The 15,688-nt window shown below is 38.7% G+C and carries 15 protein-coding genes; 3 read left to right on the top strand and 12 right to left on the bottom strand.

Going from position 1 to position 15,688, the window contains the following annotated elements:
• Window positions 1-244 precede the first annotated feature (244 nt).
• The 10 genes from BBI08_RS06490 to ezrA all read right to left on the bottom strand — a co-directional run bounded on the left by BBI08_RS06490 (window position 245) and on the right by ezrA (window position 10,641).
• Window positions 245-430 (bottom strand): hypothetical protein, encoded by a 186-nt coding sequence (locus BBI08_RS06490; protein ID WP_008497185.1) that lies wholly within the window; start codon window positions 428-430, stop codon window positions 245-247.
• 74 nt (window positions 431-504) lie between these two features.
• Entirely contained in the window at window positions 505-1,428 is a 924-nt protein-coding gene (locus BBI08_RS06485; RefSeq protein ID WP_065527871.1) for a class I SAM-dependent methyltransferase, read from the bottom strand.
• A 51-nt stretch (window positions 1,429-1,479) separates the two neighbouring features.
• Entirely contained in the window at window positions 1,480-1,986 is a 507-nt protein-coding gene (gene tpx, locus BBI08_RS06480) for a thiol peroxidase (protein ID WP_008497187.1), read from the bottom strand.
• A gap of 36 nt (window positions 1,987-2,022) precedes the next feature.
• Window positions 2,023-2,598 (bottom strand): RDD family protein, encoded by a 576-nt coding sequence (locus tag BBI08_RS06475; RefSeq protein ID WP_008497188.1) that lies wholly within the window; start codon window positions 2,596-2,598, stop codon window positions 2,023-2,025.
• Between the two features lie 12 nt (window positions 2,599-2,610).
• Complete coding sequence (gene sppA / locus BBI08_RS06470; RefSeq protein WP_008497189.1) at window positions 2,611-3,624, bottom strand: signal peptide peptidase SppA; 1,014 nt, start codon at window positions 3,622-3,624, stop codon at window positions 2,611-2,613.
• A 69-nt stretch (window positions 3,625-3,693) separates the two neighbouring features.
• Window positions 3,694-4,611 (bottom strand): EamA family transporter RarD, encoded by a 918-nt coding sequence (gene rarD / locus BBI08_RS06465; protein WP_040850686.1) that lies wholly within the window; start codon window positions 4,609-4,611, stop codon window positions 3,694-3,696.
• Between the two features lie 173 nt (window positions 4,612-4,784).
• The gene (gene mbcS / locus BBI08_RS06460) at window positions 4,785-6,359 is read right to left on the bottom strand and encodes an acyl-CoA synthetase MbcS (protein WP_008497191.1); all 1,575 of its coding nucleotides are present in this window, start codon (window positions 6,357-6,359) and stop codon (window positions 4,785-4,787) included.
• 203 nt (window positions 6,360-6,562) lie between these two features.
• Complete coding sequence (gene thiI, locus BBI08_RS06455; protein ID WP_008497192.1) at window positions 6,563-7,765, bottom strand: tRNA uracil 4-sulfurtransferase ThiI; 1,203 nt, start codon at window positions 7,763-7,765, stop codon at window positions 6,563-6,565.
• A 6-nt stretch (window positions 7,766-7,771) separates the two neighbouring features.
• Window positions 7,772-8,875 carry a cysteine desulfurase family protein gene (locus BBI08_RS06450; RefSeq protein ID WP_008497193.1) on the bottom strand — a complete coding sequence of 368 codons (1,104 nt, stop codon included), beginning with the start codon at window positions 8,873-8,875 and terminating at the stop codon, window positions 7,772-7,774.
• Between the two features lie 71 nt (window positions 8,876-8,946).
• On the bottom strand, window positions 8,947-10,641 hold the full coding sequence (ezrA, locus tag BBI08_RS06445; protein ID WP_065527870.1) for a septation ring formation regulator EzrA: 1,695 nt from the start codon (window positions 10,639-10,641) through the stop codon (window positions 8,947-8,949).
• A gap of 153 nt (window positions 10,642-10,794) precedes the next feature.
• Here ezrA and hisJ point away from each other — a divergent pair, with 153 nt between their 5' ends.
• Both hisJ and BBI08_RS06435 read left to right on the top strand, forming a co-directional pair.
• Window positions 10,795-11,595, top strand: a complete 801-nt coding sequence (gene hisJ, locus BBI08_RS06440; protein ID WP_008497195.1) for a histidinol-phosphatase HisJ — start codon at window positions 10,795-10,797, stop codon at window positions 11,593-11,595.
• Between the two features lie 50 nt (window positions 11,596-11,645).
• Entirely contained in the window at window positions 11,646-12,125 is a 480-nt protein-coding gene (locus BBI08_RS06435) for a GAF domain-containing protein (RefSeq protein WP_008497196.1), read from the top strand.
• A 43-nt stretch (window positions 12,126-12,168) separates the two neighbouring features.
• Here the strand turns inward: BBI08_RS06435 and megL are convergent, their stop codons facing one another.
• A complete protein-coding gene (gene megL, locus BBI08_RS06430; protein WP_008497197.1) occupies window positions 12,169-13,377 on the bottom strand; it encodes a methionine gamma-lyase in 1,209 nt (402 codons plus the stop codon).
• 330 nt (window positions 13,378-13,707) lie between these two features.
• Between megL and rpsD the strand changes: the two genes are divergently transcribed.
• Complete coding sequence (gene rpsD, locus BBI08_RS06425) at window positions 13,708-14,310, top strand: 30S ribosomal protein S4 (RefSeq protein WP_065527869.1); 603 nt, start codon at window positions 13,708-13,710, stop codon at window positions 14,308-14,310.
• 315 nt (window positions 14,311-14,625) lie between these two features.
• Here the strand turns inward: rpsD and BBI08_RS06420 are convergent, their stop codons facing one another.
• Window positions 14,626-15,468, bottom strand: a complete 843-nt coding sequence (locus BBI08_RS06420) for an STAS domain-containing protein (RefSeq protein ID WP_065527868.1) — start codon at window positions 15,466-15,468, stop codon at window positions 14,626-14,628.
• Window positions 15,469-15,688: the final 220 nt, after the last annotated feature.

The following is a 15,688-nucleotide window of genomic DNA, read 5'->3' as shown; positions in this document are numbered from 1 at the left end:
CTAAATCATCGATCGACTTATTTATAAATTATTTTAAATGGTGAACCGATAAAGCTCAAATTCTTTGATAATTCGATTTCTATAATTTTTTTAAAAAGTATAATGAAATAACTTTATCATTTCTTTCAAACAAGTCAATACTTTTAAGAAAAATTATTACAGATGCTACCCAATCTAGAAAAAAGACAAGGAATGCGTACTCCTTGTCTTTTAAATTCATCATATAGCCTAGGTTATAAGATAATCACGTACCCATTTTCCGACGGTTATTGCTTACTTTTTTCGATTGTTGGCTCTTCATTTTTTTAGTTGAAAGTGAAGCGTTGCCGCCACCTTGTTTATCGCCAGCCTGGTTTTTCTTTGCTTCTAGTTGACGTTTTACTGCTTCTTGAAGACTTACTTTTTTCGGCGCTTCGTTTGACTCAGTCATTGCGCATCCCTCTTTTCGTCTAAAATGGTACATATGGCTTTTTTGTAGCTTAAGTATAGCACAATTTGGTTCGACTATTCTTTGTTTTCTTTAAACCAGCTTGTTACTTGTGAAAAGAATTTAGACATTGATTCTGGCTTTGACATATTCGGAACGCGCGCTAACAAGACCTCTTTCGGTGCTTTAATACCTTCTTGTTTTTTCTGTAGCACAAGAATTCCTTTAGCATGAGCCGAGTTTTTAAATAAGCTTTCCGGTAATTCCATGACCGATTGAATATGAGCATGTTTTTTCAAAAAGCTATGTAATTGACTCGCATGTTCGGATTCAAACAAAGCTTTTGGAACGATGAAAAACAAATAACCGCCATCAGCCGTATGTTTTAACGATTGCTCGATAAACAAATGATGCGCATAAGACATACCTTCATCTGCTTTTAATTCGTATGTGGCTGCAGTTTCATCGTCGGGATAATAACCTACGGGTAAATCCGAAACGACAACATCTACAGGATCAATTAATAAAGGTTGCAATGCATCTTGCAAGTAAAAAGTAATAGGCTGTTCTACTAAATTTCCAGCGTTTGATGCGAGACGAACAAGAAGGTCATCAAGCTCTACGCCCGCTCCGGTCATCCGTCCATCCAAGTAATTCATCACGGTTAATAGCAAATTACCTGTCCCGACAGCCGGATCTAAAATAACTGCTTGTTCTTTTTTGACAAACAACTCAACCAAATATCCAACTAACAACCCAAGAGCGTCAGGTGTCATTTGGTGATGCGGTTGAATATGTTCTTTCATGCCTTTTAAAACTGCTAATTGAAGCGCTTTGCGAATATCTTCTTTGCTTGCGCCTTCTTCAGGCTTAATCAATCCATCTAACCATTTTTCGGTAGTGGTCAATAAGCTCTCCAAATACGCATTGTCTTGTTCTTTTTGGATTTCTGTTGTGTGATTATCGATAAAATTAAAAGTTTTTTCCATTGCTGAATTCATATTTCGCCGTCCTCAATAAGGAAACCCACTCTCTCGAGTGGGTTTCTTGTATTATTTTGTTAATTCTTTAACTGCATTTAATGCTTTCTCGTAATCAGGATGATCTGTTCCTTCAGAAACATACTCTGCGTATGTAACTTTGTCATTTTCATCAAGTACGAAAACTGAACGAGCCAACAATCGAAGCTCTTGCATCGTCAATCCGTAAGCTTCACCGAATGACAAATCGCGATGATCTGACAAAGTCGTGATGGCATCCACTTTGTTAATGTCTGTCCAACGTTTTTGTGCAAATGGTAAATCAGCTGAGATAGTCAATACTTCTACATTGTCTCCTAAAGAAGTAGCTTCTTCGCTGAAACGTTTTGTTTGGTCTGAACATACTCCTGTATCTAGTGATGGAACTACACTAACTAAACGAACTTTACCAGATGTATCTTTTAATGTAACTGGCTCCAAGCCGTTTGATAAAACCGTAAATTCAGGTGCTTGATCTCCTACTTTTACTTCTGTGTTCGGTAAAGTAACAGGATTATTCTTGAATGTAATTTGTGCCAATCAATACGCCTCCCTTTTCATAATATCTTCATCATACTAAAATGCCCTAGTCTCTTGCAACTCAGACCCCTCTGTCTGATTCTTCTTTAACATTTTGTTTTTTCTAAAAGACTCTTCATGAACGACTGTCGTATCTGCAATATAGTCGTGGACGCCTTGTTTTAATGGTGTAAAACCGACGATCCAGTAAAGCGGTAATATCGTCACCGAAATAAAGCGGCCAATCCACTCTCGAAACAAAAGCGTCATAATCGATAGGTTATCAGATTTCAACGACACAACACGAATACCCATAATCATCTTGCCAACCGTTTGTCCGAAAAACTTAGTCATTAAAACAAAATAGCCATAGAAAATTACAGCGGATACAACTGCAAACGGTCCATACCAAGGCATATTAGTTGTTTCCAACCCAGATAATGCAAATACCGGTTTAACTAAAATTGAGGTAAGGGCCGCAACAACAAGCAAATCAATTAAATAAGCCCAAAAACGCACCCAAAATCCAGCCGGTTTCCGTTCGTAAAAAAGAACTTCTTGATAACTCGGTGTTTTAGAAAACTCCTTCGCACCTTGCATTTCTGCTGATTTCTCTGTTTCATGGTCTGTCATGATGGTCCCTCCTTATTTGTCACCGTATAAATACATCATACGCGGAGAACTATATTCAGTAAGTAATTTTGAAATCATTTGCGTCTCAAGATCGTTACCAAAGAAAGAATTAACTTTCATCGAGAGCAATGAACCCCAGCCTTGGTCGTTTCCATATTGGAATACTTCTGCGTTCCCTAAATCAAAATCTGTTTTTATTTGTTCGATGACGTCTTCTTCAAAACCAAAATCATCTGCTAAATTCACTTCTACTGCTTGGCGACCATTCATAATCCGACCATCTGCTACAGCTTTTACTTCTTCTTCCGTCATACTTCGACCTTCTTCAATGACATCTACAAAAGATTCATACGAATCATCAAGCATTTCTTGAAGCAATGCACGTTCATCTTCTGTCATATCACGCGTTGGGCTCATAATATCTTTGTATGGACCTGATTTGATCGTCACAAAGTCCACACCATAGCGTTCTGCGAGTTCACCATAATTGACGCTTTGCATAATGACACCAATCGAACCTGTTAATGTTTCTTCATTCACAAAAATCTTTTCTGCCGGTGCTGCAATATAATAGCCCCCAGAAGCAGCAATTGCACCCATCGAAACGTAGAATGGTTTTCCGGTTTCTTCTTGAATTTCTGTGATTTTGTCGTAAATTTCAGCAGACTCGACAACTCCGCCTCCTGGAGAATTTACCGCAAGTACAACAGCTTTAACCGAAGTATCTTCTTTAATATTTTCTAATTGTTCCATAAAGAACGAGTGGTTATAGCCAGTTGTTCCAAAGAACGAAGCTGCATCTCCCGTGTCTTGAATAACACCGTCTACATTTAAAACAGCAACGCGATTATTAAAATCGCCATCTTCCATTACTGTTTCCGACAAACTTGTTTGTGTGCTTCCCATTAGTTCATCGACACTTTCACTAAATCCGCCTTGAAGAAATGCGAAGGCTGAGTTGATGACTAGCGAAATTCCTAATACGGCAGCAGCCACTACTAAAGCAATCCAACGTTTCGTATTCATTTTTACCATTCCCTCCATAGTTTCTACTACATACTATACGTGAAACATCTGAAAATGTTTCATTAAAATTTAAACTGAAACTTTCCGGTTTGCTCGTCGAATTCCTCTAGCTTCTAAAAATTTTGAGGACGTAAACAAAATTAACGCACTCCATATTAACGAAAACGAAATGATTTTGACCACATCAAAAGCTTCTCCGTAAATAAACACACCAATTAATAGCATCAATGATGGAGCAATATATTGAAGGAACCCAATCATATACATCGGGATTAACGGCGCTCCAATGGCAAACAACAATAGTGGAAATGCTGTAATCAATCCACTAGCTAACAATAAACTATCTGTCGGCAAGCCCAATTGTAAAAATGAGACTCGATCTATAGAAAACAAATATATATAATAAGCAATTGCAAATGGGAAAACAAATAAAGTCTCAATGGCTAATCCACGAAGTGCATCGAGTCGAATTGTTTTTTTGATCAACCCATAAAAAGCAAAGCTAAACGCCATACCAAGTGCTAGCCAAGGCAAAGAGCCGAAAGAGAAAGTTAAAATCAAAACGCCTGTTGCAGCTAGCAAGAATGCAACTTTTATCGCTGGTGATAATTTTTCTTTTAAAAAGATGGCACCCAATAACATCGAAATCAATGGATTGATGTAATAGCCAAGGCTAGTTTCGACGATCCGATCATGTGAAACTGCATAAACATAGAAAAACCAATTGGCGGAGATTAAAAAAGACGCTAACATTAATAAGAAAAATTTCTTCTTCGATGCCCACAAACTTTTCAAATCAAGCCATAATTGACGACCTCCATTAATTAAAACAATAAATCCAAGAGTCAATATAAAAGACCAAATAATCCTTGCTGCTAACACTTCGTCTGCCGGGACGTCGGCAAGCTGTTTCCAAAAGATCGGCATGAACCCCCATAATGTGTAAGTTAAAATAATGACCAAAACACCTTTTTTAGAATCTATCACTCTGCATCGCGCACCATTCTTATTATATTTTGTATTTCGAAATAATAGTCTCATTATAGGCTGCTAACAGGCAGAAAGTAAATGTAGGTGCATTAATATTCAGCGGTAAAAAAACAGCGTAAAAAAGAAACACCTCTCTTTTTAAAGAGAGGTGTTTCTTTTTTACGCTGCGTTTAATTTTTCACACTTTCTTGCTGACGCAATTCTACACGTCGAATTTTTCCTGATGCTGTTTTTGGCAATTCTGTTCGGAAATCAATGGCCCGCGGATATTTATACGGAGCCGTTAGTTTTTTCACATGATTTTGTAAGTCTTTTATTAGGTCGTCTGATGCAACTTGATCTTCTACTAAAACAACAAAAGCTTTAACGATTGTGCCACGTACTTCATCTGGTGCCCCGATAACTGCACATTCCTGAACAGCTGGATGCTTGACTAACGCATCTTCGACTTCAAACGGCCCGATTGTATAACCGGAAGAAATGATGATATCGTCTCCGCGACCTTCAAACCAGAAATAACCATCCTCATCTTTAGACGCTTTATCGCCAGTAACGTAATAATCTCCGCGGAACTGCATACTAGTGCGTTCAGGGTCTTTAAAATATTCTTTAAACAATGCAGGTGTTTCTACATGAACTGCAATATCTCCAACTTCGCCAACAGTGCATGGTTTACCTGAGTCATCGATAATTTCTACACGGTTTCCCGGTGTGGGTTTGCCCATTGAGCCCAGACGAGATTCCATGCCTTTCATAACACCAACGAGTAAGGTATTCTCAGTTTGGCCATAGCCATCTCGTACTTCCAACGAAAAATGCTCTTTAAAGACATTGATTACTTCAGCATTTAGTGGTTCTCCTGCCGATACAGCGCTATGCAATGCGGACAAATCATATTTCGCTAAATCTTTTTGCTTGGCCATTAACCGATATTCTGTCGGTGTGCAGCAAAGCACGTTGATTTTACGTGTTTCCAAAAGATCCAAATACACTGCAGGATCAAATTTTCCATTATAAACAAAACCAGTAGCTCCACTACCCAACGTTGCTAAGAACGGACTCCAAATCCATTTTTGCCAACCTGGACTTGCCGTTGCCCAAACGACGTCGCCTTCTTTCGCTCCTAGCCAGTGTTCTGCTGACGTACGAAGATGTGCGTATGCCCAGCCATGACTATGGACCGCGCCTTTTGGATTTCCAGTAGTTCCTGATGTATAGGACAAAAACGCCATATCATCTTTTTTGGTCGGTGCTGCTTTGTACACTTCAGCAGCGATTGCCATTTCATCTAGTAATGAAATCCACGATTGATCTGAATTACCGATAACAAACTTCACTACATTGTCCATTTCTTTTACGCCTTCAAATTGATCCATGAATGGCTCATATGCAATAACCGCTTTCGCATCACTGTGATTTAATCGATATGCAATATCTTTAGCACGCAGCATCTCAGAACTAGGAATAACGGCTAACCCCGCTTTTAGCGCTCCTAAGTAGGCTACATATGCTTCAATAAGGCGTGGTACCATCACAAGCACCACATCCCCTTTAACTAGTCCTGCTTTTTCAAAGCTATTCGCTGCACGATTCGCTCGCTTCATTAATTCATCATATGTAAGTTGATATTTTTCACCCTTATCGTTTTCCCAGAGGATTGCAAGCTTGTCTTCCCCTGTTGCATATCGCTCAATTTCTTCAACTAAATTATAGAATTCTGGCGCTAACAAATCTTGTCTTTTCAAAATAATTCCTCCCGCTCTTGATGTAAGTGCTTGTCCATATATTATTATACAATAGAAATTTAAGTATTCATACAATTTCATATAATTCGACTACTAAGCAATAAATTATAGCGAAACAATATTTTTATCTATCTGGCTTTACTCATCTATAAACCTTCTTATTTAAAGCAACAAAAAAAGCCCCCTTAAAGGAGGCTAAAACATTATAAAAGATCTTCAAATTGGTTAACTTTAGGACGCGGAAATTGGATTACTTCCCGTTCTGCTACAGCTTCTTCGATCAACTCATCAAAAGACACAAAGTTCTCGTAGTATTCTACTTTTTCAAGCTTCGGTTTGGTCTTTGGATTAGCCGGTGTGAAAATTGTGCAGCAATCTTCGAATGGGCGTATGGAAATGTCGTAAGTTTCTATTTGTTGAGCGATATCAATAATCTCTAATTTATCCGTCGCAATAAGCGGGCGCAATACCGGCGTATTCGTCACTGCATTTATCGCTTGCATGCTCTCTAACGTCTGACTTGCAACTTGCCCTAAGCTTTCTCCTGTGATAATAGCTCTGCAATTGGTCTCAGCTAATACTAAATCCGCTACACGCATCATCATGCGACGTGTAGAAGTCATCGTAATATTATCCGGCACTTGCTTATGCACTTCTTGCTGAAGCTTTGTAAAAGGAATGATATGCAGTTTGACAGATGAACCGAATTGCGACAATCTCTCAGCCAGATCAAAAACCTTTTCCTTTGCACGGTCATTAGTAAACGGCGGGCTGAAAAAATGGATTAGTTCTAATCTGACGCCTCGTTTTAACATATGATAGCCTGCAACTGGACTGTCGAGACCACCTGATAGCATTAGCAATGCTTTGCCTCCTGCTCCAACTGGTAAGCCTCCAGCTCCTTGAATGACTTCTGCCATCATATAAACCGCTTCTTTTCGAACTTCCACTTTCAAATCAATCTCAGGATCTTTCATTTGAACTTTTAAATCTGGAAAGACTCTTAATACATGAGAGCTTAGTTCTTTCATGATTTCCGGTTTTTCGTGAGGAAATTCTTTGAATGGTCTTTTTACCGATACTTTAAAACTTTTATCAGTATCTTCTATTTTAGCAATTACGGCTTCTGCTGTTTTTTTCATAGCTTCGATGTCTAATTCACATGCCGTTACTGGACTAAACGATTGAATGCCAAATACATACGGCAAACGCTCAATCACTTGCGCTAGTTCTTGTTCATCGTCTGAAGTAATAAACATGCGGTCGCGTTCGGCTTTTATGTGAATTTGGTCTAAGTCAGAAAAAGTTTGTCTGACATTGTCACGCAGTCTTCCGATAAATGAACTACGATTTTTGCCTTTTGTTGATAATTCTCCATAACGGACAAGAATTTGATTGGTTTTCATAACAGTTTAAACTCCTTTAATCATGCGGTATACCCGCTGAAACGCTTTTTTTAGCGCATTAATGTCTTGTTCTGTTGTAAATTCGCCAAAGCTAATTCGGATTACACCATCTTTAAACTCTCGCGGTAAACCAATAGCTCGAATTACCGGACTTGCTTGGCTATTTTTTGATGAGCATGCACTTGAAGTAGAGACGATTACCGATTCTTTTTGTAAACCGGATACAAGAATTTCGCCTTTTAACCCTTTTACCGCTACTGCCAAAATATGCATGGCCCCATTTTTAGGACTCACAATTTTGACACCTGCAAATTCCGAAAAAAATTGACGCAATTCTTGATTCCATTGCGAATATAATGGATTTGGTACTGCCAACCTTAATGCTTTCGCCAAAGCCACTGCATTCGGTACAGAAACGGTGCCACTTCGCATTTCAGATTCTTGACCGCCACCGTATTGGATAGCTTGTAAATCTACTCCGGAATAGGCTAGTAATCCGCTACCTTTTAATCCATGTATTTTATGCCCTGATATGGTCAATAAATTCGGCATAGCAGTTGTGTCAAAATCGATTTTGCCGATACTTTGAACAGCATCCACATGGAAAAAGATGCGCCGCTTTTTCAAGAGATGCGCAATGTCCGCAATTGGATGAACGGTTCCAATTTCATTATTAACATGCATGAGTGATACCAGAATCGTATCGTTTCGCAAAGAATTTTTCAACTTGTCAATGTTGATCTCCCCGGAATTCCCAACTGGTAAACGAGTAATTTCAAATCCTTCGCGCTCTAATGCCGCTATACTATTTAAAACAGATGGATGCTCCGTTTCTGAAGTAATAATATGTTTACCACGAGACTGATAGTTTCGAGCTGTGCCAATCAATGCCAAGTTATTTGCCTCTGTACCGCCAGATGTGAAGATGATTTTATCCATATGTAGCAACTCTTTTATTTGGTTGCGTGCAGTTTCTAACAAATCCTCAGCTTGATTGCCTAGTTCATGGAGTGAAGCTGGGTTTGCATAAAACTGTTCGTTAACTTTTACAAAAGCATCAAGTACTTCTTTTTTTGGTTTCGTCGTTGCGCTATTATCCAAATAAATCATCTTGTCACCTCCGAAAAGAAAACCACCAGCATATCAGCTGGTGGTTTTACATTTTGTTTTGTTTAAATGCGCTAAGCGTCTTCTTTGACCAATACTTCAATTCGCTTCATCGAACCTGGTTCAAAGTTTTCAACTGCAGTCGCTGCTTCTTCCAATGCTTTCGTGTATCGAAGCTGTCTGAATGATTCTTCAGCTTCTTCCAGTTTCGCATCTAATTGAAGATTGGATTTGCGGTATCGGTTTCCGTATTGAATAATGCGCTCAATCAATAAGACATTTTCAACCATTTCAACCGCTTTTGTATGGCCATCTTCAATACTCTTTTCAGCTTGCTCTAAATAACTATGCACTAGCTTAATATTTAATGGAACTTCTCGCAAAGTTTGCATCGTAACAAAAAGATGTTCTTCAGCTTCTTCAAGACGCACGTCCATATCTTCTGGAATTCCAGGAATATTGGCTTTGTGTAACACACGATCTGTTTCTTGCAATTTGCGTTTTAATAGCTCTACTTTTTCGCGAGCCTTGTTTTCTTCGATACGCAAGCTCTTCAATGCAGTCATAAAATCAATTTGAGTCGAATCGACAATCGATAAATCTTCGCGAATATGAACCAACTCTTCTTGAAGACTTGAATAGGCTGATTGATCTTCTTCTAAACGACTCATAAGCAATTCAAAGCGTTTTACTAATTGCTCCATCTTATCCATACAAGATTTCGGAATAGCCGCTTCGCTTTCAGTAATTTTATAGCTATGCTGAACGTATCTACTTTCTTCTTCCATTTCTTTTGTATCACGTGCCACAACTTCTAAATGACGTTCTGTCTCGATACGATGTTCATCCACATAAATCTTCGCTTCAACTTCTTTTTCCAACATTTCATAAAACGAATCGATGCGATCTTTTATTTTTTCAACAGCAATTTTTGTGTGTGTCATTTCTAAGTTTTCAATGTTTTCTTTCAACACTTCTAACTCTTCTTCTATTTCATCAAGTTGAAGGGTTAACTCTAAATGCCCAAGATAATAAGAATTTTCTTCCATTTCGTTCTTACCTTGACGCAATTCAGCAATATAAGAAGGGATTTTTGTTTGAATATCCGCCAATAATGATGGAATATCGTCTACTAATAAAAATGCTTCTTCGCCTTCTGCTGATAACCCAATTACAATTTCACGAGCTTTCAAGTAATTGCCTTCACCCGTCAATTTTTCGTATTCGTCAAATAACGGAATAAACGATTCGAGCTTTTTCTCAAGTGGTTCGCCTGCTGCTCCATAAGATTGCTGATGAGCCAATAGATTTTTACGTGCACGGCGGTATTTTTCTTGAAGAAGATCGATTTCGCTGCGATTTTTCTCTTCACTGCCAATCAGTTCTTCCAATTCCACCAAAATGCTATTCATCTGTTGATCAACGCTATCAATCTTCACTTCTGTATCCTGTTCTAGTTTAGACGCCTTGTTAAATCTAAAACGATTAATCGCTTCCTCGGCATCGTATAAAGAAGCATCGATTTTCGGGATATGTACGTCCATGATTTCAGTCCATACGTTGCGCCAGCGTTCGAACATCTCTTCCGTCTGGCCGTTCATGTTCAACTGTTTCACTTTAGTTAGTTCTTCAAGAATTGGTTTATTTTGTATTTGCAGTTTTAACTGTTCCAAGCGCTCAATTTCAGCTAAATGTTTTTTGCGAAACATAAAACCAATGATTGTTACCGCTAATAGAATGATGACCGCAATGATGATATACTCCATCATAAGTCACATAGCCCCCTGTTCCAAAATCACATTACCAGTTATACGTAAATGTATTCATGATTCTTTTATTTTAACATGTATTCTACTCTTTTGTTTGCCAAATTAGAAGAAAAGCGATTATATTTTTTAATAACTAGAAAAGAGGATGCCTTAATGAGACGAGATGGTCACATTCACACCCCCTTTTGTCCACACGGGACAAAAGACTCAACCAAATTATACATTGAAAAAGCAATAAAGTCCGGGTTTACTGATATTTCATTTACAGAACACGCACCACTTCCAGCCAATTTCACTGATCCAACACCTGAACAAGATAGTGGCATGAGCATGACTCAGTTATCCTCTTATGTAGAAGAAATTAACCACCTTAAACATGTTTATCAAAAAGATATTCGCATTCGCTTAGGATTGGAAGTCGATTATATCGAGGGCTTTGAAAAAGAAACTACTCATTTTTTAAATGATATGGGCCCTGTTCTAGACGACTCCATTTTGTCGGTTCATTTTCTGCAAGTAAATGACCAATATTTTTGCGCTGACTTCAGTAAAGAAGTTTATACAGAACTCGCTGAGGCTTGTGGATCTGTAGAAGCTGCTTACCAGCTTTACTATGACACTCTTGAAAAATCGATTTACGCAGACCTTGGACAATTCAAACCAAATCGAATTGGACATCCAACATTGATTCACAAATTCCAAAAAGCACATGGCGAAAAGATCGATGATGACAAACAAATTCGGCACATTCTTCAGCTCTTGAAAAAAACCGGCTTTGAACTTGATGTAAATGGTGCAGGATACTCGAAACCAGATTGTTTGGAAGCTTATCCGCCGCTCACTTATCTCGAATTCGCTAAATCACTTGGCATTCCGTTGGTCTTTGGCTCGGATGCTCATAGTGTCAATGGCTTGCATAAGCATTACGACAAAATTTATACTTACTTAAGTTAACGAGATTTGATTCACAACAAATACTATAAACTGAAATGAGGGAATTTTTTATGTTCACACAAAAAAGTTACAGTGGCAGTAGTTTAGAGCAATACACCATGCTTTCAAAGCAATTAGATGCTTTGTTAGACGGTGAGAAAAACAGCATTGCCAATTTAAGTAACGCCTCTGCTTTACTCAATCAATTTCTTGAACGCATCAACTGGGTCGGATTTTATTTAATGGAAGATGGAGAATTAGTACTTGGTCCTTTTCAAGGTCTACCGGCTTGCGTACGAATCCCAGTAGGAAAAGGCGTTTGCGGTACAGCCGTTGCTGACAAAAGAACAATGTTAGTTGAAGACGTTCAAGCATTCCCTGGTCACATTGCATGTGACGCGGCGACACGTTCTGAAATCGTTGTTCCCTTGATGAAAGAAGATCAAGTAATCGGCGTTTTAGATATTGATAGCCCCGAGCTAGATCGTTTCACTAAAGAAGATCAGCAAGGCTTGGAACTTTTCGTTAACGTGTTAATGAAGCATTTATAATTGTAAAAACCCAAAAACTCACGTTGTGAGTTTTTGGGTTTTTTTAGATTTCTTGAAGTTTTGGTTTAACTTGCTCAAATGCTTTGTTTAGATCAGCGATCAAGTCATCCGTATGCTCGAGCCCGATTGATAAGCGCAGCAAGGAGTCACTAATGCCCATCGCTTGTCTACTTTCAGGAGGTACCACTGCATGCGTCATCGTGGCTGGATGTTGAATTAATGTTTCCGCATCGCCTAAACTAACCGCAATCTTGATAAGTGATAAGGCATTTAAAAAGGCTTGTGCTTCTTTTTTACCGCCTTCAATTTCAAAAGAAATCAACCCGCCACCTTCACGCATTTGGCGTTTCGCAATTTCAACTTGCGGATGACTTTCATCGAACGGATAATATATATTTTTGACGATTTCTTGTTGTTTTAAAAAATCTAATACAACTTTCGCATTGCTAACATGTCGATCCATTCTGACATGAAGCGTTTTTAATCCTCTTAACAAGAGCCATGCATCAAATGGAGACATAATGCCACCAACATCTTTTTGTATGGTCATCCGAATATGTTGCATTTCTTCTGCATCGCTTCCAACTAAAACTCCACCGACCACATCCCCATGGCCATTCAAGTATTTCGTTGCGCTATGCAAAACAAAGTCTGCACCCATTCGTAACGGATTTTGCAAATAAGGTGAACAGAACGTATTATCCACAACGACACGAATATTATGTTTTTTCGCTACAGCCATAACTGCTTCAAGATTCACGAGTTCCATTGTCGGATTGATTGGCGTTTCTACGTAAATGCAAACCGTCTCTGGACGAATCGCATTTTCTACTTCTGCTTCTGTTGTCATCGACACCAAGCTATGCGTAATTTTGTATTTTTCTTCCATAATTTCTAATAGCCCAAACGTACATCCGTAAATACCTCTTGAGCAAAGGATGTGATCTCCTGCTTTGGTCAAATAAATTAAAATCGCACTAACTGAGGCCATCCCCGACCCAAAAGCTAATGCACCTTGACCGCCTTCAATTTCCGCCATTCGCTCTTCGAGTACACGAACTGTTGGATTGCCAAGACGCGAATAAATATTACCTTCGCAATTTCCTGCAAAACGATCTTCCCCCTGCTCTGCATTAGCAAACGAATACGTCGAGGTTTGATAAAGCGGTGTCACCAAACTATCATGATGTTTTGTACTGTCATAACCTTTGTGGATAACCGCCGTTTCAAAATTCATCTCTTTTTCTTTCATAACCAATACACCCCTTAGACATTATAGAAAGCGCTTACATACATACTCGATTTCATTCTACCTCGTCTAATAAGAAAAAGAAAGCTAGTGCTCCAAACTATTCTAAGGCTTGCTGTTGACTTGAGGTTCCAAAATCAGTTATACTATTCTTTGTGTAAAATAATCGCAGCAGTTGTATGTGCGTGTTTGTCCATTTTATTCCTCATAGCAGGTGTATCGTGTAACTCTTTGGCTGCTGAGCGAAGGTACAAGAATATAAAATGGCTTGCAGCATGAATGCATCTGGTTTTTATTTTACTCTAAAAACCAAAAACAGAGGAGGAGACTTATATGTCTCGTTATACAGGTCCATCATGGAAACTGTCACGCCGCTTAGGAATTTCCCTTACAGGCACAGGTAAAGAATTAGAAAAACGCCCTTACGCACCAGGTCAACACGGTGCTAACCAACGCAGAAAAGTTTCTGAATATGGTTTGCAACTACAAGAAAAACAAAAACTACGCTTCATGTACGGAGTTACAGAACGTCAGTTCAAAACTTTGTTCAACAAAGCTGGTAAAATGCCTGGTAAACACGGTGAAAACTTCATGATCCTTCTTGAAGCTCGCCTTGATAACGTTGTTTATCGTTTAGGTCTTGCGCGCACTCGTCGCCAAGCTCGCCAAATCGTAAACCACGGCCACATCCTTGTTGATGGCAAACGCGTTGACATTCCGTCATTCAGCGTGAAACCAGGACAAACAATTGCTTTCCGCGAAAAATCAAGCAACCTTGATGTAGTAAACGAAGCAATCGAAGTAAACAACTTTGTTCCTGAATACGTTACTATCGATACTGATAGCAAAACAGGAACTTTCGTACGCCTTCCAGAGCGTAGCGAATTGTCTGCTGAAATCAACGAACAGTTGATCGTTGAGTACTACTCACGTTAATTCCAACTTGATTTCGAAAACCTCCCAAAACCTTTCAAGGTTTTGGGAGGTTTTTTCTTTCGTTTTTGGAATACGCAAACAAACTATGTTATTGCGCAAACAAAGCGCCCTATCCTGCAAACAACTCCCCCACCGCTGCAAACAAACCGCTTTATATTGCAAATAAACTCCTATCCTGCAAACAATCCATGCTTTTACGCAAACAAACTATTCGAATCTGCAAACAACCAAGCCCATCCCGCAAATAAAACCAGCATCCCTTTAAATAAAATTCAAAAAAATCCCAAGAGCCAATTAAGGTTCTTGGGATTTTCATCAAAACGAATCAACTTGATTTTGTTTTAACGCATGAGCTAGTGTATTATACACTTCAATATCTATAAACTTAATACCCAACTGCACAGCAGTTTGAGCAATCACTGGGCTAATGCCTGACAAAGCAACTTTCACGCCGATAATTTCCAAGCCTTTGATCAGTTGAAATACTTGTTGTGCGACCATCGTATCAATCATGGGTACACCCGATAAATCGATAAACAATTTCTCCAAATCGTGTTTAGAACTTTGAGCTAAAGCTTTTTCAAATATAATTTCTGCTCTATGCGGAGTGATTTCTCCAACTAAAGGCAACATACCAATTTTATTCGCCAATAAAATAACCGGCGCACTCATTTCCACAATCATCTGTTGTTGGGAGTTCATGCGCTTTTCCGCAGCCTTCGAATTTTGATCCGTAAATTCAACAATCACTTTACTAAAGATTTGAACAATCGCTTGTGTCCATTCCATCAATCTCTCATGACTAACTCGATCCTTGTGTGCTAATGCATACTTTCCAAGCTCATCCAAATATTGATCTTGTGTACGGAAAAACTCACCAATCACTTCTACAATTGGCGTGTCTAAATGAGCTTCATCTTTTACAATGGATTCTATCCAACCTTGAAAATTCGATTCAAAATCATTGTAATCTTGTTGAAACATGGTACAAAAGCGAAGATGAAATTCATGATTTTGTTTTTTTAACAATGCTATTTTATCAGGGTCCGTCGAACCATAAACACCGGCCTTGCTTTTGTCTAAAGAACTGTACCAGTCTTCTGTCATTTTCAAAGTCCGTCCGCTTAAGTGTTCATATAAGTCTTGATCTTTCAACATTTAACAGCCATTGCTGCAAATCGACACTCGGTACCGTAATACGCAAGTTCACATTCTTTAATCGATTCGGCAATAGCTTCACCCCGCTCTCGCTATTTATTTCCAGTCAATTGTTTAATAAATTTATTGAAATACATTTTATCAACACATGTATACCTACCCGAACTTCTGTTAGTTAAACCCAAGACCCTCTTTCCTCATAGATAAAGACTATATAGAA

It is taken from the genome of Planococcus halocryophilus (genome assembly GCF_001687585.2).
Classification (GTDB): domain Bacteria; phylum Bacillota; class Bacilli; order Bacillales_A; family Planococcaceae; genus Planococcus; species Planococcus halocryophilus.
The sequence above is the reverse complement of the archived record's forward strand: the minus strand, read 5'-3'. Positions and strand labels throughout refer to the sequence as shown.

What these genes read in the sequence shown, in the direction of transcription:
- BBI08_RS06450 (WP_008497193.1), bottom strand. Translation starts at nt 8,875, where the DNA reads ATGATTTATTTGGATAATAGCGCAACGACGAAACCAAAAAAAGAAGTA.
- rpsD (WP_065527869.1), top strand. Translation starts at nt 13,708, where the DNA reads ATGTCTCGTTATACAGGTCCATCATGGAAACTGTCACGCCGCTTAGGA.
- megL (WP_008497197.1), bottom strand. Translation starts at nt 13,377, where the DNA reads ATGAAAGAAAAAGAGATGAATTTTGAAACGGCGGTTATCCACAAAGGT.
- BBI08_RS06475 (WP_008497188.1), bottom strand. Translation starts at nt 2,598, where the DNA reads ATGACAGACCATGAAACAGAGAAATCAGCAGAAATGCAAGGTGCGAAG.
- BBI08_RS06485 (WP_065527871.1), bottom strand. Translation starts at nt 1,428, where the DNA reads ATGAATTCAGCAATGGAAAAAACTTTTAATTTTATCGATAATCACACA.
- ezrA (WP_065527870.1), bottom strand. Translation starts at nt 10,641, where the DNA reads ATGATGGAGTATATCATCATTGCGGTCATCATTCTATTAGCGGTAACA.
- BBI08_RS06420 (WP_065527868.1), bottom strand. Translation starts at nt 15,468, where the DNA reads ATGTTGAAAGATCAAGACTTATATGAACACTTAAGCGGACGGACTTTG.
- thiI (WP_008497192.1), bottom strand. Translation starts at nt 7,765, where the DNA reads ATGAAAACCAATCAAATTCTTGTCCGTTATGGAGAATTATCAACAAAA.
- BBI08_RS06435 (WP_008497196.1), top strand. Translation starts at nt 11,646, where the DNA reads ATGTTCACACAAAAAAGTTACAGTGGCAGTAGTTTAGAGCAATACACC.
- BBI08_RS06490 (WP_008497185.1), bottom strand. Translation starts at nt 430, where the DNA reads ATGACTGAGTCAAACGAAGCGCCGAAAAAAGTAAGTCTTCAAGAAGCA.
- sppA (WP_008497189.1), bottom strand. Translation starts at nt 3,624, where the DNA reads ATGAATACGAAACGTTGGATTGCTTTAGTAGTGGCTGCTGCCGTATTA.
- hisJ (WP_008497195.1), top strand. Translation starts at nt 10,795, where the DNA reads ATGAGACGAGATGGTCACATTCACACCCCCTTTTGTCCACACGGGACA.